Raw genomic sequence first — 20,677 nt, 5'->3', positions numbered from 1 at the left:
CAAGGGGCCCGGCTGAATCAGCCGAGGTTCATTTTTTACGCTGGATCATCCGCTCTTTCACGGGAGCCTGGTCCGGCGTTTTTTTTGCCCGAGGGAAAATAATAATGGTCGATTACATCGTGGTCGGGGGCGGGTCAGCCGGGTGTGTGATTGCCGCACGCTTGAGCGAAAATCCCGAGGCACGGGTGGTGCTGCTTGAGGAAGGACCGAGGGACGCCCATCCGCTTATTCATCTACCGGTGGGCTTCTACAAGACCAGCCAGGGCAACCTGGTGGAGCATTACCCCTGGGAGCCGCCCGCGGACTACATCGGCGCGCCCAAGCCGAGCATGGTGCAGGCGCGAGTGCTGGGCGGCGGCAGCTCGGTGAACGCCATGGTGTACCTGCGCGGGCAACCGGCGGATTACGACAGTTGGGCCCAAGGCTGGGCTTATAAGGACGTGCTGCCGTTTTTCAGGAAGTGCGAGTCCAACGACCGCTTCAGCAATGAAGCCCATGGCACCGATGGCCCGGTGGGTGTCAGCGACCAGCGCTATACCCATCCGCTGACCAAATTCTGGCTGCAAGCCTGCCAGCAGGCCGGGTTGGCGTATAACGCCGACTTCAACTCCGGAGTTCAGGACGGTTGTGGGCTGTATCAAATCAACGCCCGCGACGGGCTGCGTTCGAGCACTTCGGTGGCGTTTCTGAAGCCTGCCCGGTGGCGCCCTAACCTCACGATTAAAACCGGCTGCCGAGTGTTGCGGGTGCTGCTCGAAAAGGGCCGTGCAACGGGGGTTGAATACGTTGAAAAAGGCCAGCGCCAGATCCTGCGGGCAGAACGCGAAGTGATCATCAGCGCCGGCGCGATCAACAGCCCGAGGTTACTGATGCTCTCGGGGATCGGCCCTGCCGCGCATCTGCAGGATACGGGCATCAAGGTGCTGCATGCCTTGCCCGGCGTCGGGCAGAACCTGCAGGACCATATTGAAGTCTCGCTAATCAATGAGCTGCGTCGGCCCCTGAGCTATGACAAGTACAAAAAGCCTCACTGGAAACTGGCCGCTGGCTTGCAGTACGCGCTGTTTCGCGAAGGCCCGGTGACGTCCAATGTGGTGGAAGGCGGCGCGTTCTGGCGCACCTCACTGGCTGAGGGCCGGGCGGACGCGCAGTACTGTTTTATGGCGGGTGCCGGTGTCGAAGCCGGCGTGGGCTCGGTGCCGGGTGGCAATGGCTGCACGTTGAACGTGTGCCAGACCCGCCCGCGCTCCGTGGGCTCGCTGCAACTGCGCAGTGCAGACCCGAAGGACTTGCCGGTGATCAGACCCAACTATTTGAGCGATCCGTTTGACCTGGAGTGCATGGTTGAAGCAACCGAGTTTGGCCGGCATATCCTGGCGCAGGAGGCCATGGCCGGGCATATCCTGCGCGAGCATGTGCCGGCGCAGCCGTTGCGTAGCCGCGAGGATTACCGCCGGTTTGTGCGGCAACAGGCGCATGCTGCGCTGCATCCGGTGGGGACCTGCAAGATGGGGGCGGATGAGCGGGCGGTGGTGGACAGCGTGTTGCGGGTGCATGGGATTGAGGGGGTGCGGGTGGCCGATAACTCGATTGCGCCGACGTTGTGTTCGAGCAATACCAATGCGTTGGCGATCATGATTGGGGAGAAGGCAGCAGATCATATTTTGCGGGGGTGAAGAGCCTGATCGTTCCCACGCTCCGCGTGGGAACGATCACACTCGGCTCAATCGTGCTTCTTATAACGACGAATCCGAATATCTGCCTGCTCCTTGTGCCCCGCAAACCCCTCCATCCCGCAAAGCCGCGAACAGTACTCCCCGACGAACACCGAAGCCTCGTCCGTCAGCACCCGCTGATAGGTGCAGGTCTTGATGAACTTGCCGACCCACAGGCCGCCGGTGTACCGCGCAGTGCCGGTGGTAGGCAAAGTGTGGTTGGTGCCAATTACCTTGTCGCCATAGGAAACATTGGTGCGCTCACCGAGGAACAACGCGCCGTAGTTGGTCATGTGCTCCAGGAAATACAACGGATCGCGGGTCATCACCTGCACGTGCTCGGAAGCAATCCGGTCAGCCTCCTGCACCAGCTCATCCACTGTGTCGCACAGAATAATCTCGCCATAATCCCGCCAGGCGACGGAAGCAACCGGCGCAGTGGACAGGATCGCCAACTGACGTTCAATCTCCGCCGGCAGCGTTTCCGCCAACTCAGCACTGTTGGTCAAAAACACCGCAGGCGAATTAACCCCATGCTCCGCCTGCCCCAACAAATCGGCAGCAATAATCTCCACATCGCTACTGTCATCAGCAATCACCAACGTTTCAGTGGGCCCGGCAATCAAGTCGATACCAATCTTGCCGAACAACTGACGCTTGGCCTCAGCCACATACGCATTACCCGGCCCAACGATCATATCCACCGGCTTGAACGTATCGGTCCCCAACGCAAACGCGGCAATAGCCTGCACCCCACCCACGCAATAGATCTCATCGGCGCCGGCCAAATACATCGCCGTCACGATGGCCGGATGCGGCTTGCCATCAAACGGCGGCGCGGCGGCAACAACGCGCTTCACCCCGGCCACCTTGGCTGTCAGCACGCTCATATGTGCCGACGCCAGCAACGGATACTTGCCGCCCGGAATGTAGCAAGCCACCGAGTTCACCGGAATATTGCGGTGCCCCAGGATCACCCCCGGCAACGTCTCGACTTCCACATCGTGCATCGAGGCCTTTTGTACCTCGGCAAACCGCCGAACCTGCGCCTGGGCAAAGGTGATATCGCCAATTTCCTGCTCGGAAAGGCTCGCCACGCACGCGGCAATTTCTTCGTCGGTCAGCCGGAAAGACACGGGCGACCACTGATCAAACTGCTTCGAATATTCACGCACGGCCGCATCACCATTGCGGGCGACGTTGGCGATGATTTGCTCAACGGTATCGCGGACTTGGGCAGCAATCTCGGCTTGGGCTTCGACCGGTTTAGGTGTTTTCAGGTAACGAATCATCAGTGGCTCCAGGTGGTTCTTGAGGGCACGCGACATGCCCCCGGCATTGGCAACCATCTTTTCCTACCCCCTGCCCCCGGCAATTTCGCAGCCACCCTATTGATGACGCAACCTGACGCAACACAGACGCAGTGTTGAAGCACTACGGCGGTCGTTGACGTTATTCGTATAACCGCTCACGAAAAACATGCGAGCCCCATTGACTTAGTGGTTCGGAGTGATAGGTTAAATAAGCGGTTATACGTATAACTTAATAATCACACCCAACGTAAAGAGGTGATCAACCGTGAGTCGAGTCTTGTATCTATTCGGTGGCTGGCCCGGCCATTTCCCCTACGAAATCGCGGCATGGGCGCGAACCGTTTTCCAGGAGCTGGATTTCGAGGTCGAAGAGTCCACCGACATCTTCACACTGGACAGGGACTTGACCGGTTATGACCTGATCGTGATCGGCTGGAACAACGCGGTCACCACCGAGACGCTCACCGCCTCGCAGGAAAACCGCCTGCTGCAAGCGATCGAAAGCGGCACCGGCCTGGTGGGTTGGCACGGCGCAGGCGCGGCGTTTCGCGCCAGCCTCAAATATCACTGGGTGCTCGGCGGCTCATTCCTCGAACACCCGATGGGCGAAGGCTTTCCCCACCCGTACCAGGTCAACATCATCGACCACAGCCACGAGGTGACCCAAGGCGTCGAGGATTTCGAGGTACGGTCCGAGCAGTACTACATGCAGGTCGACCCGAACATTCACGTGCTGGCCGAAACCACCTTCGACGGCAACCCCTTCCCCTGGCTCAAGGGCCATCGCAGCCCGGTGGCCTGGGTGCGCCAGTGGGGCCAGGGCCGGGTGTTCTATCACTCCATCGGGCACGACACCAGCAACCTCGCCGACCCGAATATCCGCCGTCTGACCAAGCAAGGCCTGAACTGGGCGACACGCGGACGTGCAACCAGTACCGGACCCACCGACGCAAACACCCCCGTTTCATCAACCCAAGGAGTCCTGTCATGACTAAATTGACCGGCAGCCAGATCGTGGCTCAAACCCTGAAAAATTATGGCGTCGAATACGTCGCCGGTATCCCTGGCCACGGTATCTGGACCTTGACCGACGCCTTCCTCGAGGAAGACTCCAAGCTCAAGTTCATCCAGGTATTCCATGAGCAGAGCGCGGTTCACCTCGCCGACGGTTACTACCGGGTGAGCGGCAAGCCGATGGCGGCGGTGACTTCCATCGGTGCCGGCGCCGCCAACACAGTGATCGGCATGGCCACCGCGTTTACCGACTCCACCAGCCTGATGCTGATCACCGGCGGGCCACCCACTCACATGCGTGGCCACGGTTTGTTGCAGGAGCTGGAACGCTACACCGACAACGACTTCCCGAAAATTGCCGAAGCCGTGACCAAGCGTCATTGGGTGGCGACCCGCGTTGAAGAGCTGCCATTCATGATGCACCGCGCCTGGAGCGCGATGGTCACCGGGCGCCCAGGCCCTGTGCACCTGGAAATCCCGATGGACGTGCAGGCCGAGGCCGCTGAAGTGACCCTTCATGCCCTCGAAGAACGTACTCCGATCGGTAAATGCTTCCCGGATCCGGCAGCCACCGCCCGCGCAGTGGAAGAGCTGAAACTGAGCAAGCGCCCGGTGCTGGTGATCGGCGGCGGCGTGATTACCGGCGAAGCCAGCGCGCAATTGTTCGCCCTCGCCGAAGCCTGGAAGATCCCGGTGGTGACCACCTGGAACGGCAAAAGCGGCTTCCCGGAAGATCACCCGTTGTTCGCCGGCAGCGTCGGCCAGACCGGTACCCTATGCGGCAATAAAGTCGCATCCACCGCCGATGTGATCATCGCCGTGGGCTGCCGTTTCACCGACTGGTCGTCGTCCAGCTATGCCAAGGGCGTGACCTTTGCGATCCCGCCGTCGAAGCTGATCCACATCGACATCGACCCGCACGAGATCGGCAAGAACTACCCGGTGACCGTGGGGATTTGTGCCGACGCCAAATACGCCCTCGCCGCCATCGTCGAAAGCCTGAAAAACGAGACGGTTGAGCGCGAAGAGTACCTGAGCGACCTGCGCGGTTATCAGGAAGAATGGGAAACCAAACTGGCGGGCCGTCGTGACTCCGATCGCTTCCCGTTCACCTCACAACGCCCCCTCGGCGCGCTGCGCAAAGTGTTCCCGCGCGACACCATCGTGGTGGTCGGCTCGGGCAACACCCAGGGCGCGGTCAAGCAGACCTTCCCGGTCTACACGCCACGTACGCACCTGACCTCCGGCGGCTTCTCGTCCATGGGCTGGGCCGTGCCTGCCGCTATCGGCGCCAAGCTGGCTGCGCCTAACCAGCCGGTGGTGTGCATTCTCGGGGATGGCGATTTCCTGATGACCTCCCAGGAAATTGCGATCTGCGTGACCAACAATATCCCTGTGGTGTTCCTGATCCAGAACAACGCCGGCTACATGTCGATTCGCGGTGGCCAGCGCAAGCAGACCAGCCGCCATATCGGCACCGAGTTCAACCACCCGGACGGCACGCCCTACAGCCCGGACTTCAAGGCGGTGGGCGAAGCCTTCGGCCTCAAATCCTACCGTGTGGAGCGCCCGGAAGACCTCGAGCCGATCCTGCAGGAAGCTCTGGATTTGAACGTACCGGTGCTGATCGAAGTACCGACCGACCGCGACGCAGCCGGCCCTTGGGTGCCGGGCTGGTGGGACTTCCCGATTCCGGAATACATCACCGACGAACGCCAGGATGAGTACTGGCAGATCCGTAATTCCGAACAACACCTGTAAACGCTGGAGCGGCTCAAATGAGTGATGCATTGATTTCGCATCATGCAGAGCTGAATCCACAACCGGGGGCGTCGCGCGAACCGCGCGCCCTCGGCGTGGTGACGCCTGATGCAGATGGCACGATCAACTGTGATGTGGTGATTATCGGCTCGGGCATGGGCGGTTCGACCTTCGCTCATGCCTTGCGTGACAGCGGGCTGGATATCGTGATCGTCGAACGGGGTGATTTCCTGCCGCGTGAGATCCAGAACTGGAGCGCTGAAGCGGTGTTCGGCCAAGGGCGCTATCGTAATGCCGAACCGTGGCTGGACCAGGCCAACCAAGCATTTTCGCCGGGAGTATTTTATTACGTCGGCGGCAACACCAAATTCTACGGCGCCATGCTGCCACGGTTCCGCGAGGCGGATTTCGGCGAGATCCAGCATGCCGAGGGCGTGTCCCCTGCGTGGCCCGTCAGCTATGCCGAATTTGAGCCGTGGTACGCCGAAGCGGAAAGACTCTACCGCGTGCATGGCCAGGCCGGCAGCGACCCCAGCGAACCCTGGCGTTCAGGGCCCTTCCCGCAACCGGCACTGAAGCATGACCCGGCCCTGGTTGCGCTTGAGCAAAGCATGCAGCGCGCCGGGCTCAAGCCGTTCGTGATGCCGGCGGCGGTAGACTATGGCGATGGCGGCAATTGCGTGTTGTGTTCAACCTGCGATGGCTATCCGTGCCTGGTGGAGGCCAAGGCCGACGCCGAAGTTTCTGCGCTTAGGCCCGCCCTGCGCAGTGGCAGCGTTCGGCTGATGACTCGCACCACGATCAAGCAGCTGAACACAGGTAGCGATGGCAAAACCGTGACTGAAGCGCGGGGCCTGTTCGATGGACGCGAGGTGACACTGCGTGCTAAACGCTTCGTGCTGGCGTGCGGTGCAGTCAACAGCGCAGCGTTGTTGTTCAAGTCTGCGAACGCTCAACATCCTAACGGCCTGGGCAACAGCTCCGGGCAGTTGGGGCGTAACTACATGGTGCATAACAGCACCTTCATGCTGGCAGTAGACCCGCGACGCAAGAACAACGTGACCTTCCAGAAAACCCTGGCTATTAACGACTGGTACAGTGCCAGTGCACACAACGCGTTTCCCTTGGGTAACGTGCAGATGCTGGGGAAAATCCGCGAGCCGATGATCAGTGCCATGCGGCCCTGGCTGCCGAAATTTGCTTCACGCTATATCACTGACCACAGCGTCGACCTGTACCTGACCTCGGAAGATCTGCCGACCCAGAACAACCGAGTCACCTACGATACGCTGCGCGGTGCGATCAAGGTTCACTGGACGCCGAACAACCTCAAGGCCCATGAAGGGCTGGTGAGCAAGGCCACCCAGACGATGCGTGATGCAGGGTATCCGCTGATCCTCAAGGCGCGCATGGGTATCGCGACGAACTCCCACCAGTGCGGCACTGCCGTGATGGGCAAGGACCCAACCGCCAGCGTGCTGGACCTGAACTGCAAGCTGCATGACCTGGAGAATGTATGGGTGGTGGACAGCTCGTTCTTCCCGTCGTCGGCGGCGGTTAATCCGGCGCTCACTATCGCGGCGAATGCCTTACGGGTGGCGGCGCATTTCAAGCAGTTGGCGAGGTGACACGCGTATGAAAAAGACGGCGGTGTGATGTTCACACCGCCGCCTTCCGGAGGGCTTATACGTCTGCTTGCTGGATACTGCGGGTCGAGGTACGCACCACCAGCTTGGTGGCGAAAATCTTCTGCTCGGGCGCCAGCGGCGCATCAGCCGGGGCATTCAATTGCTCGGTCAGCATGCGTGCGGCGTACACGCCCTTCTCCACCATGGGTTGGGCAATGGTGGTCAAACCGAGCTGCACCGCCTCGGGAATATCGTCGAAGCCGATCACCGAAAGCGTCTCCGGGACTTGGCGACTGAGGGCGTGGGCGGTTTTCATGCAGGCAATCGCCATAACATCCGAGCACGCCACCACTGCCGTCACGTCGTTGGAGGTCAGCAACGTGAACGCTGCGGCCTGGCCCGACGTGGAATCCAGCCCACCGGCCTCGATCACGCTCAGGTCTTCAAACGCCAGGCCCGCGGCGGTGGCCGCCTCCACGTAACCGGTGAGGCGTTCGCGAACAATCCGCTCACTGGCGCTTTTGAAGCGTTGCAGGTCAATCGGGCCGCGGTAACCATCCGGGTTGAGGCGGTCAATGATGACGCCGATCTTGCGGTGGCCCAGGTCCAGCAGATGCTGCATTTGTGTGCGAGCCGCACCGCGATCGTCGATGCCGACAAAAAACGAATTCTCTACCAGCGGCGAGTCGATCACCACGAACGGAATACTGTGCTTCACCACCGCCAGCACCGCAGGGTGATCATCGGGCAAGGTCGAGATAATCAGGCCATCCACCAGCCCGCGCAAGGCCAGGCTGCCGTGGCTCGCCGCCTGGCCGCGGCCCACCAGGCGGTTGTTGTTGAGCGGGAACAGTGTCAGTGCGACATTTTCCAGCTCGCCCACTTCACTGATGCCGCGCAGCATGGCGATGGTGCACGGGTCGGCAAAGGCCAGAGACAACTTGTCCATCATCATCAACCCGATGGCGCCGATCTTGCCCGAGCGCAGGCTGCGGCCCAGCACATTGGGTCCCGGGTAACCCAATGAAGCGGCCACCTCGAGGATATGCTCGCGCTGGGCCGGGGACAGTTTGGAAGGTCGGTTGTAGGCGTAAGACACCGCAGGCTGGGACACCCCTGCCGCCAGTGCTACGTCTTTCATTGAAACGGCCATCGCTTGCTTCCCAATCCTTTTGAAACCTCATGCGAGGTCATGAAAAAACAGGCGCTCAGTGTACCCGTTGAGGGGAAACCTTCGGAACCAGTCGTGTGGCACTGAACATGATTGCGACCATCAGCGAGGCAACCGCCAGCAGCGCCCAGGATAAATCCGTCGCGTGGGCGAAAAAGCCGATCACCGCCGGGCCCATCAGGATACCCAGATAACCGAGACTGGTGGCCGCGGCAATCGCCAGTTCCCCCGGCATGGTCTTTTGCGCGCCCGCCAGCGACAGGTACACCGGCGCGATGTTGGCCAAACCGATGCCGATGACCGCAAACCCCACCAGGTTCACCTGCCCGTTCGTCGCGAGCACCACCGTGAGAAAGCCCAGGATCACAATCAGACCACCGCCCACCAGTACTAGCCGGGCGCCGAGCCTGAGCAGAATCCGGTCGCCACTCAAGCGCCCCAACGCCATCATCACGGCGAAGCAGGCGTAGCCCAGGCCTGCAATGGAAGGTTCTACATCACGCACCTGGGTCAGGAACACCGCGCTCCAGTCGAGAATCGCACCTTCGGCCAGGAACGCGAACAGGCACAGCACGCCCAGCACCAGGACTTTACGCGTAGGCCGCACAAAGATCGGGCTGCCCTCTTCGCCGCTGCGCCCGAGCATCTGGCGCCCGTAACTCAGGACAAACGCAGCCAATACCGCCATCACCGCGCTGCTGGCCAGCAACGGCGTGGCGCCCAGCCAGAGCAGCGCGGTGATCCCCGCTGCACTGAAAATCGTGCCCAGGCTGAACAAGCCATGAAAGCCCGACATCAAGGACCGCCCGGTCGCACGCTCAACCATCACGCCCTGAACGTTCATCGTCACATCCACTGCGCCGCACCCTGCACCGAACACGGTCAGGGCAAACATCAAGCCTATGAATGAGTGTGTGGTCGCCAAGAGAGGCAGCGTCAGAAACACCAGGGCGATGCCAATGTGCATGGTAAAGCGGCAGCCTTTGCGGGCGTTCAGGATGCCTGCCAGTGGCATCATCACCAGTGAGCCCAGGCCCAGGCACAGCAACAGGATGCCCAATGCACCGTCGTCCACCCCGGCGCGGCTGCGCGCATAGGGAACCAGCGGCGCCCAGGCGCCCATGCACAGGCCGGACAGCAGAAACGTCAAGCGGTAGGCCGACATGTGCGGTGTGGAGCACGGCAATAACAACTCTTGAGATGACACGGAAACCCCAATACCCGGACAATTAGGGTTATACGAATAACTTAAAATCAAGGATTCGGCCACTGCCTTGCTACTCTTACATAGTATGGTCCACTGAAGCATTGACAGCCCACAGGGTGCAGGTTTTACTTCCGTAAGTTTATTCGTATAACCTCCAATGCATAACCATCTCATAAAAACAAAAGGGACCATGCAGCGTGATAAGCACCCTTCAGAAAACACCGATTCCCCCGCGTATTCGCAAGGCACGTATCGCCACCTTTCTCGGCTTCATGATGATAGGCGCCATGATGTACATCTGGTCCACCGGCGTGAGCGTGTTCAGGGCCCAACTGGGTTTGACGGGTGAATCTGGGGATTCAAGCTTCGGCTTGATCGCCCTCGGGGTCGGCGTTGGTTCCGCAGCCGGCGCGTTGCTGGTCGGCCGGATGCTGGACACCTTCGGCGCAAAGCCGGTGATTACCTTGGGCGCACTCGCCTATCCCCTGTCGATTATACCGCTGGGCTTCGTCAACGGTTTCTGGTTTGCGCTGTGTTTCGGCTCCGTGCTGGGGCTGTTGCGCGGCGCCCTGGATACCGCCTTGAATGCCCATGGCGTGCAGGTGGAGCGGTTTTATCGACGCTCGATCATGTCCGGCTTCCATGCCTTCTATTCCCTGGGCGGTTTCCTGCTGGGCATGGTGTGCAGTTGGCTGACCCGGTTCTACACCGACAGCGTGCTGGTGCCCTACACCTTGCTGGGCCTCGCGATGTTCATCCTGGGCTGTGTATTCAGCCGATGGTTATTGGGCAAACACGACGTGCCAAACGCCAAGCTCGACGACTGGCAAGCCGGCACCCAGTCCCGGGACGAAACCGGAAAGGGCCCCTCGGCCAAGACGCTGCTGGTGATGATCGCCCTTGGCACCCTGCTGCTGGGCAGCATGATGGGTGAGAACGCGATTGCCGACTGGGGCCAGGAATATATTCGCCGGGAGCTCGAAACCACCACCGCGACTGCAGGCATGGCGGTCTCGCTGTTCGTCGGCGCGTCATTCGTGGGGCGGCTTTTTGGCGACCGCCTGGCGGCCGCGTTCGGTAATGCGCAGGTGGTGTTTGGATGCGGCACGCTGTGCGTACTCGGCATGGTCGTCACAATTTTGGGCAGCACGGCCGCCACCGGCATTATCGGTTTCGCGATGTTTGGCCTCGGCCTTTCGTGCATCGCACCGTTGATGATCTCCGCCGCCGGGCGCCGAGATCCGGCACATGCCGGGCGCAACATCGGGATCGTCAACTGCATCGGCTTTTCCGGGATGCTGGCGGGCCCTGCTGTGATCACGGTGATCGTCAGCAACTTCGGCCTGGGCAAGTTGATGTTTTTCCCACTGGTGATGCTCGCTTTAATGGCAATGCTCGGGCCACTGCTGATACGTGCGCCGAGACAAAGCGTTACCTGTGGAAATCCACAAATCGACGCATCACATAGCAGAGAGAGTGGTATTGGTGATCAACTAGAATCGTTACCGCAGTAGCAGCAAACTTATCAGAATCAGGCATTTTGCATTTTGGATGATCAACGCCGAATCGGATGTTTGGATTGAGATCAAACGGCCGCTTTTCTGCGGATTAAGTCAATGACCAGCCTCAACTCGCGACTAATATGATGCCCCTTGAGCAGCATTCCGAACGGTGCAAGGTTGCACCTGCAATTCCCGATTGCTACCGATGGGAGACACCTTCATCTACATCAAAGGCTCTCGACCTTCACCACTCATTACGGTACTTCGCTCCCCTGTGCCGAGAGCAGAAGTTCGAACCAGTGATCTTTCGTAATCGCTAGCTGGCAAGCACGTACTGATTCACGTAAAACATCGAGACGTCTCGATCCTACAATGGGCAATGGTTGGCATGGCAGCGCAAGCAACCAAGCCATAAGAACCGTTGTTGCAGACTCTCCTAATTGCTCTCCTATGCGTGTCAGGCTTTCCCTGATTCGCTTGGCCACAGGGCCTGAATCGGTAAAAATACTCCCGCCGGCGAGTGGCGACCACAGTATTGGAGCGCACTTCAACTGTTGAGCTTGGTCAAACGTCCCATCGTAGACAGGGGCCAAGTGCAGCAATGAGCATTCGACCTGATTCGTGACCAATGTCATACCATTGGCGGCCAACCGGTCCTGGAGCAGACTAAACTGGGCCGGTGAGAAATTCGACACGCCGAAATGGCGAACTTTTCCCTCCTGGCGTAACACCATGAATGCGCGTGCAACTTCATCTGCATCCATCAACGGATCAGGACGATGTATTAATAATAAGTCAAGGTACTCGGTGCGCAGGGCTCGTAGTGAGCTTTCGGCTGACGCGACAATGTGACTGAAGCTCGTGTCGTAACTCTTGAGTCGATGCTCTGGTCGCCGAGAAGAGATCAGCTTGATTCCACACTTGCTGACAAGTTGCATGTGTTTGCGCAAGTGCGGTGCTGCAGCGAGCGCTTCACCAAACAACTCTTCGGACTGATAGCCACCGTAAATGTCCGCGTGATCGAAGCTCGTCACCCCCAGTTCGAGTGCTGCCTCAATAAGTTCCTGGCGTTCGCAGACCGATAGAGACCACTCGTTCAAGCGCCACATGCCATACACGATTCGAGAAAACTCCGGTCCTTGAGAGGTGAGAGATATTCGTGGTGAAACATCCATTAACATTCCCCTCTATGCGGTAAATAGTGCCTATAAGCAGGCAGGCTGATTGAATTAGTTCAGCTTTTCACTGAGCCCAACGCTGATCCGAAGATTGTTTCATTGTGGAAAAACAGTAGCCGCAATGCAATAAGGTAAGTCAAGCAATATAGCCTCGGACACAGCAACCGTATTCGACGCTTCTCGGGGAATGGTCGAGTGTCACAGTAAACGGGACGCCCCGAAACAACGACCAACTGATGCTCAACGGCATCCTGTGGGCGCTGTGTTCAGGCACCGCATAGCACCATGTGCCTGGACGATTCTGCCTCTGATCAACGGTTTATCGGCGCCTTCGCGACTGGCGAAATCCAGGCGATTCCAGTTTTACCATTACATTTTCCATGACCTGCCGACAAACGCTTGAGTCTGGTTTGCACGCACTTTTCTCCGGTGCCTGATGACATGACGACGGCTACAGATTGGGCCGAGCGACTGGCTATGAAAAAAGGCATTTCATCGCCCGATCGCTGCGAATTTCACTGATCCGAAGCAGTTAAAAGGTTCGTGCACGCAGGGGCAGGCCGAGCAGGCGCAACTTGACTGTCCGGAAGAGCTCAAGAAGGGAAGAGACCGCCAGGCGCTGTTCAAAACCAAAGCGTAAGAAAACCTGAATGGCCCGGACGCTAAGAGCGGGAAGATCGCCGAAAAAAATCAATCGCTCCGGCACCGTAGACATTTTCCAGCCTCATTGAGAGCCTCGACATCCTGTTGGGTGTAGGGATCTATTTCTGAAGCTACTCCCGCAATACAAGCGTTCCGGTCTCAGGTGTAGTCGTCAACTCATCCGGACACTGCGTTAAGTTTTTCCTCGGCCACTGCGGTTGCGGTTTCTTTTACAGGGGCCAATAGTTGACGGAGCAGATGTTGCTAGCCTTCCAGTCAGTCATTTGCGTGATTCCGAAACCCTGGCTCTATCGTTTGAATGTCACTTGTTCATGGCCTATCAGCCCCACACAAATCTGCACGCGCCAAAGACGACCAGCGACTGCTGGGTTTGATCAAGCATTCATGGCTGGAAAGTGGCGGCGTTTATGGCTATCGCAAAATCCATGACGATCTGCGCGAGGTCGGTGAAGTTTGCGGGCGCCATCGTGTGGCAAGGCTGATGCGTCTTGAAGGGCTGCGGTCTCAGACAGGTTATAGACGCCGCCCTGGAAAGTACGGCGGTAAGCCAGCGGTCGCCTCACCCAATTTGTTGAAACGCCAGTTCGATGTCGTGGAACCCAACAATGTTTGGGTCACCGACATCACCTACATTCGTACGTATGAAGGCTGGTTGTATTTGGCGGTGGTGCTGGATCTGTTTTCTCGTCAGGTCCTTGGCTGGTCAATGAAGTCGCAGATGACCAGTGATTTGGCTATTGATGCATTGTTGATGGCGGTTTGGAAACGTAAACCGAAGCAAGAGGTGATGGTTCATTCCGACCAAGGCAGCCAGTACAGCAGCTCCGATTGGCGCAGCTTTTTGAAGGCAAACAATTTGGTTGCCAGCATGAGTCGCCGAGGCAACTGTCATGACAACGCCGTGGCCGAGAGCTTTTTCCAGTTTCTGAAACGTGAGCGGATCTAGCGAAAAATCTACACCTCGCGGCAAGATGCTCGTAGTGATGTATTTGATTACATCGAAATGTTCTACAACGCAAAACGCCGCCATGGTTTCTACAATCAGCTGTCACCGGTAGAGTTTGAAAAGCGTTACGCAATGAGCTTGCAAGGTGTCTAGAGAATCCGGGGCGATTCAATCAGCGCAAAAAAATCCACATCACTCATTGGGCAAGTGAACAGTTAGCGCTGCTCTTTAGTGCACCCTATCGCCAGCAATGCCTTGCGTAGTTCCTCGGTATCGATCCAGCGGACGCTGAGTTCATGGCGCTGGCGTCCCGGTTCGCCACCTACGTACGCTGCGTATCGAGGCTGCGAAGTTCCTGAAGCGCATCGGCCAGTGTCCGCCCACCTAACAAACGCGACACCGACTCATCGACTTCGTCAGCCAAATTCCCAAAGAACCGTTCAACATTACAACTGACGAGACAGCGGTGAGGGATATCGCTGCGCCCGACCCACAGCTTCTTGCCCCCCATCGACACCTTGTAGATATCGCGGAGCGTGATCGCAGTGGCGTCAACACCAAGGCTCACCCCCCCGTCTCGCCCCATAGTCGAGTGAACAAGGCCCGCCTGAATCAAGGGCACCAACAATCGTCTGACAAAGGTCGGATTGGATTCGACCCCCACAGCCAATTGAGCAGAACTCAAGCGTTCGACGCCTTCGGCCTGAGCCAGCGCCAGGCTGAGCATCATCTGCAAGGCCGTTGGGAAACGGACATCGATCATTTACGACTCCTGATCATTTTAATATGCATCCATTATTGTTGCATATATGTCGCGATGGATGTATTTCTATGGGCACACATTATCCCCAAGGAGAACTCCGATGTCCGAAGAACGTGAAATTCAGCAGGTCATGGCGCGCTACGTCAGGGCGGCTGATTACCGAGACGGCGCGTCCATGAGCAACCTCTTCCTACCCGATGCCAAGGTCGAGGTTTTCTACAACAATGCAGGTACGCCTGAGCTTTTTGGCGAGTTGGCCGGATCGCAGGCCATTGGCGCAGCTGTTACCACGATGATGAAGCCCCATCCACCACGGGGTTGGAGCCACCACACCACCCATGACCCGCTCATCGAAGTGAATGGCAACACCGGAACGCTGGACGTTCATTTTGTAGTGTTCAACGTCGTCGGCGCAGAAAAGCCCGAAGACGGTTGGCCGCAAGGGGCGTTTGGCGCGCAAGGCACTATCACCCCGATCGAGAGTGGCTACTACCGGCCGATCCTGCAGAAAGTCGATGGGCGTTGGATGATCGCGCACATGCGCATTTATCACGACATCCCGTATGCCTTCTAGGAGAAGTACTGTGAAGGGTGTTTTTTATAGTCGCTTCGGAGGATCGGAAGTCCTCCAATACGGTGATTTGCCAGAACCGAAGCTGTCGCAGAACTCAGTGATCGTGCGAATGAAAGCCGCGACCGTCAACCCGGCCGATATCGCATTACAGGCCGGTTTTGGCGAGAGCTTCATGGAGACCTGGTTTCCGGTAGTACCTGGATGGGACCTTGCCGGCATCGTCGAGCGTGTGGGGGCCGGGGTAGTCGAGTTCCAACCAGGTGATGAAGTCATCGCCTATACGCATCAACACATCTTGCATAACGGCACCTACGCCGAGCTGGTGAGCGTGCCTGTGGAACGCTTATGGCGAAAGCCGAAGAACGTGTCATGGGCCGAAGCGGCCGGACTGCCACTTGCCGGTCTGACGGCCTATCGTGCGGTGATTGAAACGTTGCGCGTGTCTGAAGCAGATACCGTTCTAGTGCTCGGTGCATCAGGAGGCGTAGGCTCGCTGGCGACCCAACTCGCGGTGCTCTCAGGCGCTACCGTCATTGGCAGCGCTTCTGCCCAACACCACACCTATGTGAGGTCGCTCGAAGCAGAACCCATGCTGTCGAATGATGTCGCCGAACTCAGAAGGCACACATCCACCGACGTGACGGCCATCGTGGATTGCGCCGGCCACGGCAGGTTGGCGAAGGCTATGGCTGCTGACCCAAATGCAAGAGTCTGCTCAATAGCGGATAGCGGCCCCGGGATAACTACAGTTTTCGCCCGACACGATACTGAGATTCTCGCACGGCTTGTCGACCTGGTTGACGCCGGAGCTCTACGAGTGACCGTTGCGGCTTCGTTTGCCTTGGCAGACGCCGCACTTGCACAGGACGTGCTGAAGGCAAGGACCTGCGGACCAGGAAGATTAGTCCTCGTTCCAGGTTTTACCTGACAGCATCGGGTGGACTCATGGAGGGTCACTGCTCACACACCCTCCTCGAAGATGGCTACCGCCCTCACAAAACCAGCCGAGGCGTATTTGATCTTGTAGGGGAAACACGAGACCTCAAAGCCGTGCGCAGGCAACGTTTCCAGATTAGAGAGTTTCTCCATCTGTCCGTAGCCAATCTCCCGTCCAGCCTGTGCCCTTCCCATATCAGGGAACTGTCCCCATAGGACCAGTAGCCGCAAGCGGAAAAATACTCAACCCAGCAGATTTTTTCGATAGAACTCGGTGAGCCTCACTATCGCTGGCGTTACGTACTGCTCTTTGTCGTAGAGATCGACGTGACTCGCACCTTCTACCCAAAGTAACTCCTTCGGCTCTCCTGCCCTGGGGAAAGCCTCTTCCGTCATCCACTTGGTGGCGGCTTCCGTTCCTACAATGGCTAGCAAGGGACGTGGTGCAACCCTGTCGATGAAGCGGAAACCCTCAAATAGCGCCATCTTGTCGACGCTGACCCAAGGCATCTGTTTAGTAGATCGCGGATGATAAGCACGAGGAGTGCAGTAGTACTCCCATCCTTCGTATACGTACTGACCGAGCGTGCGGGCCGCCGCTTCATCAGACGGAAAAATCGGGAAGGTTTGTGTCCCCTCGCTGCGCTCTTGGGCAGTACGTGCCTTCGCAGCACTATCCAGCATCATCTTGAGAACCTCAGGAGGCTGCTTCCCGTCATAACCCACCCGGAAGAATTCGCCAATACTGACGCCACTAACCATAGCGACAGCTTTAACTCTATGGTCGGTCGCGGTGGCCGGAATCACATACCCGCCAGCGGCGCAAATACCCAGCAGGCCAATTCGCTCTGAATCAACGTCATCACGAACGCTCATGAATGAAACTGCAGACTTAATATCCTCAATGCGATGTGCCGGATCTTCCAAACCACGCGGCTCACCCGCACTTTCACCGCTGTAAGCTGCGTCGAACGCGAGCGTAATAAAACCCTGCTCTGCGAGGTGACGGGCATATAAGGCAGCGGTTTGTTCTTTGACGCCGCTGGCAGGATGCACCACTACAACTGCCGCTTGTGGCCCGCTCGCCAAGCCATCTGAGCTGTAAAGATTGCCCACGAGGTTGAGCCCAGCACTTTCGAAAGTAACGATTTTTTGCTTCATGTTGAAACTCCTTACCGGCTTAATTGCTGGGGTGAACGTGCTGCCTAAAGCCTGGCGACTGGCATTGACGCAATTGAACAATGCCAGGCAATTTCAGAGGTAGCCTGAAGCTGCCATTCATCTGCACAATCCTTCCAAATGTGATTTCATCGGGTACGCATCGTTTGCCGGCGAGGTAGAGTTTCGTCATGAAAAAGAACACAAGTTTGCTGGACGAGTTGAAGCAACTCATCCTTCGCCATGCCGCATCGCACGCTGCTCGACCCGCGCTGCCAAACGTCGTGTTATCGAGCTATTCCGCGCCGACGCAGCCAGTCCGCCACATCGCCGAACCCGCCCTGGCCCTCGTGGTACAGGGCGCTAAACAGGTCGCCCTAGGCGAGCAGGTATTTCGATATGCCACAGGGCAGTATCTGATTTACCTGGTCGATTTGCCGCTTAGCTCCAATGTGATACAGGCAAGCGATGAGGAACCACTGCTGGGCCTTGGATTAGTCCTGAGGCCCGAAGCAATAGCTTCGTTGTTGCTAGAAAGCAGCGCGCCACAAAAAATGAAAGGTGAGCAGTCCAGTATTGCTGTAAGTGAATTAAGTGATGATTTACTTGATCCCGTTGTCCGGCTCATAAGGCTTTTAGATAAACCAAACGACATTCCAATTTTAGCGCAGTCAATTGAACGCGAAATTCTGTGGCGCCTCATTAACGGGGAACAAGGTGCAATGGTCCGGCAGCTTGGTCTTGCTGACAGCCGAACGATGCAGATCGCACGAGCGATTAAATGGATCAGAGACCACTACGCACAGACCATCCGAATAGAGAAGTTGGCAGACGTAGCAGGTATGAGTACTACGTCGTTTTATCGGCATTTCCTAGCGGCGACATCATTAAGTCCTATCCAATTCCAAAAGCATGTTCGACTCCAAATGGCTCGATCACTGTTGGCCTCTTCCTTGAGAGGGATAGCGGATATAGGTCTTGCGGTCGGCTACGAAAGTCCTTCTCAGTTCAGTCGTGAATACCACCGTTTGTTCGGACGACCTCCACGTGAGGATGGGAAAATACTCAGAAAAATTGAGAGTGACTAACATCCAGCAATCCTCCGTAGCATTGGTACACGCACCTTGGCCAAAGAGCTGTAAGCTAATGGACATCGTGTCGGGCGGTACATGGCCCGCAGCTTGATGCGCGAAGCTGGTATCGCCAGTCGTCAGCGCCGGCGCCATAAGTACAAATCGCCCGGCGTTGAGGCGTTGGTGGCGCCGCACGTCCTCAAGCGCAAGTTTGATGTCACGGCGGCCAATCAAGTGTGGTGCGGGGACGTGACGTATATCAAGGTCGGTAAGCGGTGGCTGTATTTCGCGGCGGTTCTGGATTTGTACGCCCGTCGGATCGTGGGCTGACGACCGGCTGCAAAGGATCGGTTAGCGCCCGATCCTTTGCCTATGGGGTCCGTGCTTGTCTCTCCACACATACGGAGGACACATCATGCCTAGTACAGCCTTCCAATCGAAAAATCCTTGGAACAAAGGAAAGTTGATAGGGCAGAAAGCTCCGCTCCGTCTCAGAGACATCTGGGAAATCCGGGTCAGGCTCCAGATAACGGGCAAAAGCAGAGACGAGGCGCTCTTCGATCTGGCCATCGACAGCAAACTACGTGCGTGCGATCTGACCAAGCTGCGGGTTAGCGACATCTCCCACGGCCAGCACGTCGCGCCTCGCGTAATTGTCATGCAGCAAAAGACTAAACGGCCGGTTCAGTTCGAGATAATGGAACAGACTCGAAAGGCGCTGGAATCCTGGATGCGGATCGCACATCTCAAAGGCGACGATTTTTTGTTTCCCAGTCGCATTCGAGATTCCGAGCACCTGTCTACGCGGCAATACGCCCGTATCGTCAAGGCGTGGGTGGCTTCAATAGGTCTCGATCCAGTTTTATACGGTACACATACGTTGCGCCGAACCAAAGCGACGCTGATCTACAGAAGAACCAAAAATTTGAGAGCGGTGCAGCTGCTCCTCGGCCATACCAAGCTGGAAAGCACGATACGCTACCTAGGTATTGAGGTAGACGATGCTCTGGAGATTTCTGAGCAGACCGAGGTATGAACCCTTGGCGGCGGGAGGGATACCGTCGCTATCCGACCCATAGCTGACGCTCAGCGGTGTTTAAGAGCGCCGGGGGGCGGTTCAGTGTTCACAGGCGAGATGCAAACTCATGGAGTTGGTCGAACAGCCTGAACCCGACATAGTCAGGTTTACGCTTGTACAGCGACCGATAATAGCAATCCCAGTAGCTGATCATTCGGTCTCGTGTGGCCTGAAAATACTTCGGGTTGTCTCTGATGAAGGCGCCGTAAATCACAGGGTCAAGCAGGGAAAAGTGGGATTCGCACGTGTCGAGCATCTCGATCACATACTCGCCAGTGAGCTGAACAACGAATGGAACAACCCAGGGTTCGGAGATCGGGAGGATGCGCTCAAGTTGGCGCTGGCGCACATAGCCATTGTGGTGCCTGGTCAATAGGCAAGAGTACATAATGCTTTGCGTCCGGCTTAGAGACCTAACATCCTGCTCGCTGCCCTCGTGGTAGATTCGGTATGGAATGACCACACGATTTTTGTCTGTTGTGACCTCTATGCCTCGATGATCAGCAAATCGGGTATCGCCCATGATCAAGCTCAGACGAGCTGCCTCCAATTTCAGGTAGGGCGGAAAGGCGTTAGCGATTGATTTCGGCGTGACTGAAGTCTGTAGCGTTACATCGCGTTCCATGGCGAACCTTTTCATGATGATTCAGCTTTTACGACAAGTCTTTTATTTAGGATAACGACCTAGGCCGCGCCCGTCTGCTATTGGCCCAGAGTGTGTCAAAACCCTTGTTAGCGGGTTCCACTCTAGTGTTTTTTCCTACTCAGCCCAGGTCGGACATCAGTTGCTCAGATTCAGTATAAGATTCCGGAAATCAGCAGGTACGCCGACAACGTGGGCTAGAGGCTAGAAATCTGGGGGTTGGATGATTGCAAGCAACGTTTCGTATCTTTGTCCGGTTTGTGGATACCCCGGGCTTGAAGAGCCTCCATACGATGAGGTTGGCTGCTCTTCGTTTGGCATGTGCCCGTCCTGCGGTACGCAGTTCGGCTATGA

General features: G+C 57.5%; 18 protein-coding genes and 3 pseudogenes. 12 read left to right on the top strand and 9 right to left on the bottom strand.

The features are described 5' to 3' along the window. The first annotated feature begins 104 nt into the window (after window positions 1–104). Window positions 105–1,676, top strand: coding sequence for a GMC family oxidoreductase (locus tag JFU58_RS04640; RefSeq protein WP_201139945.1), 1,572 nt, complete (start codon window positions 105–107; stop codon window positions 1,674–1,676). A 47-nt stretch (window positions 1,677–1,723) separates the two neighbouring features. Here JFU58_RS04640 and hisD read toward each other — a convergent pair whose 3' ends face one another. Then, window positions 1,724–3,007, bottom strand: a complete 1,284-nt coding sequence (hisD, locus tag JFU58_RS04635) for a histidinol dehydrogenase (RefSeq protein WP_201139952.1) — start codon at window positions 3,005–3,007, stop codon at window positions 1,724–1,726. Between the two features lie 286 nt (window positions 3,008–3,293). Here hisD and JFU58_RS04630 point away from each other — a divergent pair, with 286 nt between their 5' ends. From JFU58_RS04630 to JFU58_RS04620, 3 genes are read left to right on the top strand one after another with little or no spacing between them, the layout of a single operon-like run. After that, window positions 3,294–4,019, top strand: coding sequence for a ThuA domain-containing protein (locus JFU58_RS04630; RefSeq protein WP_201139944.1), 726 nt, complete (start codon window positions 3,294–3,296; stop codon window positions 4,017–4,019). Beyond that, on the top strand, window positions 4,016–5,803 hold the full coding sequence (locus tag JFU58_RS04625) for a thiamine pyrophosphate-binding protein (RefSeq protein ID WP_201139943.1): 1,788 nt from the start codon (window positions 4,016–4,018) through the stop codon (window positions 5,801–5,803). The genes JFU58_RS04630 and JFU58_RS04625 overlap by 4 nt, the downstream gene beginning before the upstream one ends. Window positions 5,804–5,820: 17 nt before the next feature. Then, window positions 5,821–7,431, top strand: a complete 1,611-nt coding sequence (locus tag JFU58_RS04620) for a GMC oxidoreductase (RefSeq protein ID WP_201139942.1) — start codon at window positions 5,821–5,823, stop codon at window positions 7,429–7,431. A gap of 55 nt (window positions 7,432–7,486) precedes the next feature. On the opposite strand, the gene JFU58_RS04615 is transcribed toward JFU58_RS04620, so the two are convergent. Both JFU58_RS04615 and JFU58_RS04610 read right to left on the bottom strand, forming a co-directional pair. Then, the gene (locus JFU58_RS04615; protein WP_201139941.1) at window positions 7,487–8,584 is read right to left on the bottom strand and encodes a substrate-binding domain-containing protein; all 1,098 of its coding nucleotides are present in this window, start codon (window positions 8,582–8,584) and stop codon (window positions 7,487–7,489) included. Between the two features lie 55 nt (window positions 8,585–8,639). Further along, window positions 8,640–9,767 (bottom strand): MFS transporter, encoded by a 1,128-nt coding sequence (locus JFU58_RS04610; protein ID WP_201139951.1) that lies wholly within the window; start codon window positions 9,765–9,767, stop codon window positions 8,640–8,642. A gap of 242 nt (window positions 9,768–10,009) precedes the next feature. On the opposite strand from JFU58_RS04610, the gene JFU58_RS04605 reads away from it, so the two are divergent. Continuing rightward, window positions 10,010–11,323: an MFS transporter gene (locus JFU58_RS04605; RefSeq protein WP_342215205.1), complete on the top strand. Its 1,314-nt coding sequence runs from the start codon at window positions 10,010–10,012 to the stop codon at window positions 11,321–11,323. 242 nt (window positions 11,324–11,565) lie between these two features. Here JFU58_RS04605 and JFU58_RS04600 read toward each other — a convergent pair whose 3' ends face one another. Continuing rightward, on the bottom strand, window positions 11,566–12,492 hold the full coding sequence (locus JFU58_RS04600; RefSeq protein WP_242488213.1) for an aldo/keto reductase: 927 nt from the start codon (window positions 12,490–12,492) through the stop codon (window positions 11,566–11,568). Between the two features lie 206 nt (window positions 12,493–12,698). On the opposite strand from JFU58_RS04600, the pseudogene JFU58_RS32175 reads away from it, so the two are divergent. After that, window positions 12,699–12,797: pseudogene (locus tag JFU58_RS32175) on the top strand (IS5/IS1182 family transposase); the annotation flags it as partial. Window positions 12,798–13,021: 224 nt separating this feature from the next. Here the strand turns inward: JFU58_RS32175 and JFU58_RS04595 are convergent. Next, the gene (locus tag JFU58_RS04595) at window positions 13,022–13,204 is read right to left on the bottom strand and encodes a hypothetical protein (RefSeq protein WP_201139939.1); all 183 of its coding nucleotides are present in this window, start codon (window positions 13,202–13,204) and stop codon (window positions 13,022–13,024) included. 279 nt (window positions 13,205–13,483) lie between these two features. Between JFU58_RS04595 and JFU58_RS04590 the strand changes: the two are divergent. Further along, a pseudogene (locus tag JFU58_RS04590) lies at window positions 13,484–14,251 on the top strand (IS3 family transposase); the annotation flags it as partial. Window positions 14,252–14,420: 169 nt separating this feature from the next. Here JFU58_RS04590 and JFU58_RS04585 read toward each other — a convergent pair. Beyond that, window positions 14,421–14,861 carry an RrF2 family transcriptional regulator gene (locus JFU58_RS04585; protein ID WP_201139938.1) on the bottom strand — a complete coding sequence of 147 codons (441 nt, stop codon included), beginning with the start codon at window positions 14,859–14,861 and terminating at the stop codon, window positions 14,421–14,423. Between the two features lie 100 nt (window positions 14,862–14,961). On the opposite strand from JFU58_RS04585, the gene JFU58_RS04580 reads away from it, so the two are divergent. Together JFU58_RS04580 and JFU58_RS04575 are read left to right on the top strand one after the other, a co-directional pair. Continuing rightward, window positions 14,962–15,435, top strand: coding sequence for a nuclear transport factor 2 family protein (locus JFU58_RS04580; protein ID WP_003214505.1), 474 nt, complete (start codon window positions 14,962–14,964; stop codon window positions 15,433–15,435). Between the two features lie 10 nt (window positions 15,436–15,445). Then, window positions 15,446–16,363, top strand: a complete 918-nt coding sequence (locus tag JFU58_RS04575) for an alcohol dehydrogenase catalytic domain-containing protein (RefSeq protein ID WP_201139937.1) — start codon at window positions 15,446–15,448, stop codon at window positions 16,361–16,363. A gap of 32 nt (window positions 16,364–16,395) precedes the next feature. On the opposite strand, the pseudogene JFU58_RS32170 reads toward JFU58_RS04575, so the two are convergent. Both JFU58_RS32170 and JFU58_RS04570 read right to left on the bottom strand, forming a co-directional pair. Beyond that, window positions 16,396–16,583, bottom strand: a pseudogene (locus JFU58_RS32170) (cyclase family protein); the annotation flags it as partial. 31 nt (window positions 16,584–16,614) lie between these two features. Continuing rightward, complete coding sequence (locus JFU58_RS04570; RefSeq protein ID WP_201139936.1) at window positions 16,615–17,532, bottom strand: alpha/beta hydrolase; 918 nt, start codon at window positions 17,530–17,532, stop codon at window positions 16,615–16,617. Between the two features lie 188 nt (window positions 17,533–17,720). Between JFU58_RS04570 and JFU58_RS04565 the strand changes: the two genes are divergently transcribed. The 3 genes from JFU58_RS04565 to JFU58_RS04555 all read left to right on the top strand — a co-directional run bounded on the left by JFU58_RS04565 (window position 17,721) and on the right by JFU58_RS04555 (window position 19,638). After that, on the top strand, window positions 17,721–18,617 hold the full coding sequence (locus JFU58_RS04565) for an AraC family transcriptional regulator (protein ID WP_201139935.1): 897 nt from the start codon (window positions 17,721–17,723) through the stop codon (window positions 18,615–18,617). Window positions 18,618–18,713: 96 nt separating this feature from the next. Further along, the gene (locus tag JFU58_RS04560) at window positions 18,714–18,932 is read left to right on the top strand and encodes a DDE-type integrase/transposase/recombinase (RefSeq protein WP_242488212.1); all 219 of its coding nucleotides are present in this window, start codon (window positions 18,714–18,716) and stop codon (window positions 18,930–18,932) included. 85 nt (window positions 18,933–19,017) lie between these two features. Then, entirely contained in the window at window positions 19,018–19,638 is a 621-nt protein-coding gene (locus tag JFU58_RS04555) for a tyrosine-type recombinase/integrase (RefSeq protein ID WP_201139934.1), read from the top strand. 88 nt (window positions 19,639–19,726) lie between these two features. On the opposite strand, the gene JFU58_RS04550 is transcribed toward JFU58_RS04555, so the two are convergent. Then, complete coding sequence (locus JFU58_RS04550) at window positions 19,727–20,305, bottom strand: hypothetical protein (protein WP_201139933.1); 579 nt, start codon at window positions 20,303–20,305, stop codon at window positions 19,727–19,729. Window positions 20,306–20,677: the final 372 nt, after the last annotated feature.

Origin of the sequence: Pseudomonas sp. TH34 (assembly GCF_016650865.1) — a bacterium.
Lineage (GTDB): Bacteria > Pseudomonadota > Gammaproteobacteria > Pseudomonadales > Pseudomonadaceae > Aquipseudomonas > Aquipseudomonas yamanorum.
The sequence above is the reverse complement of the archived record's forward strand: the minus strand, read 5'-3'. Positions and strand labels throughout refer to the sequence as shown.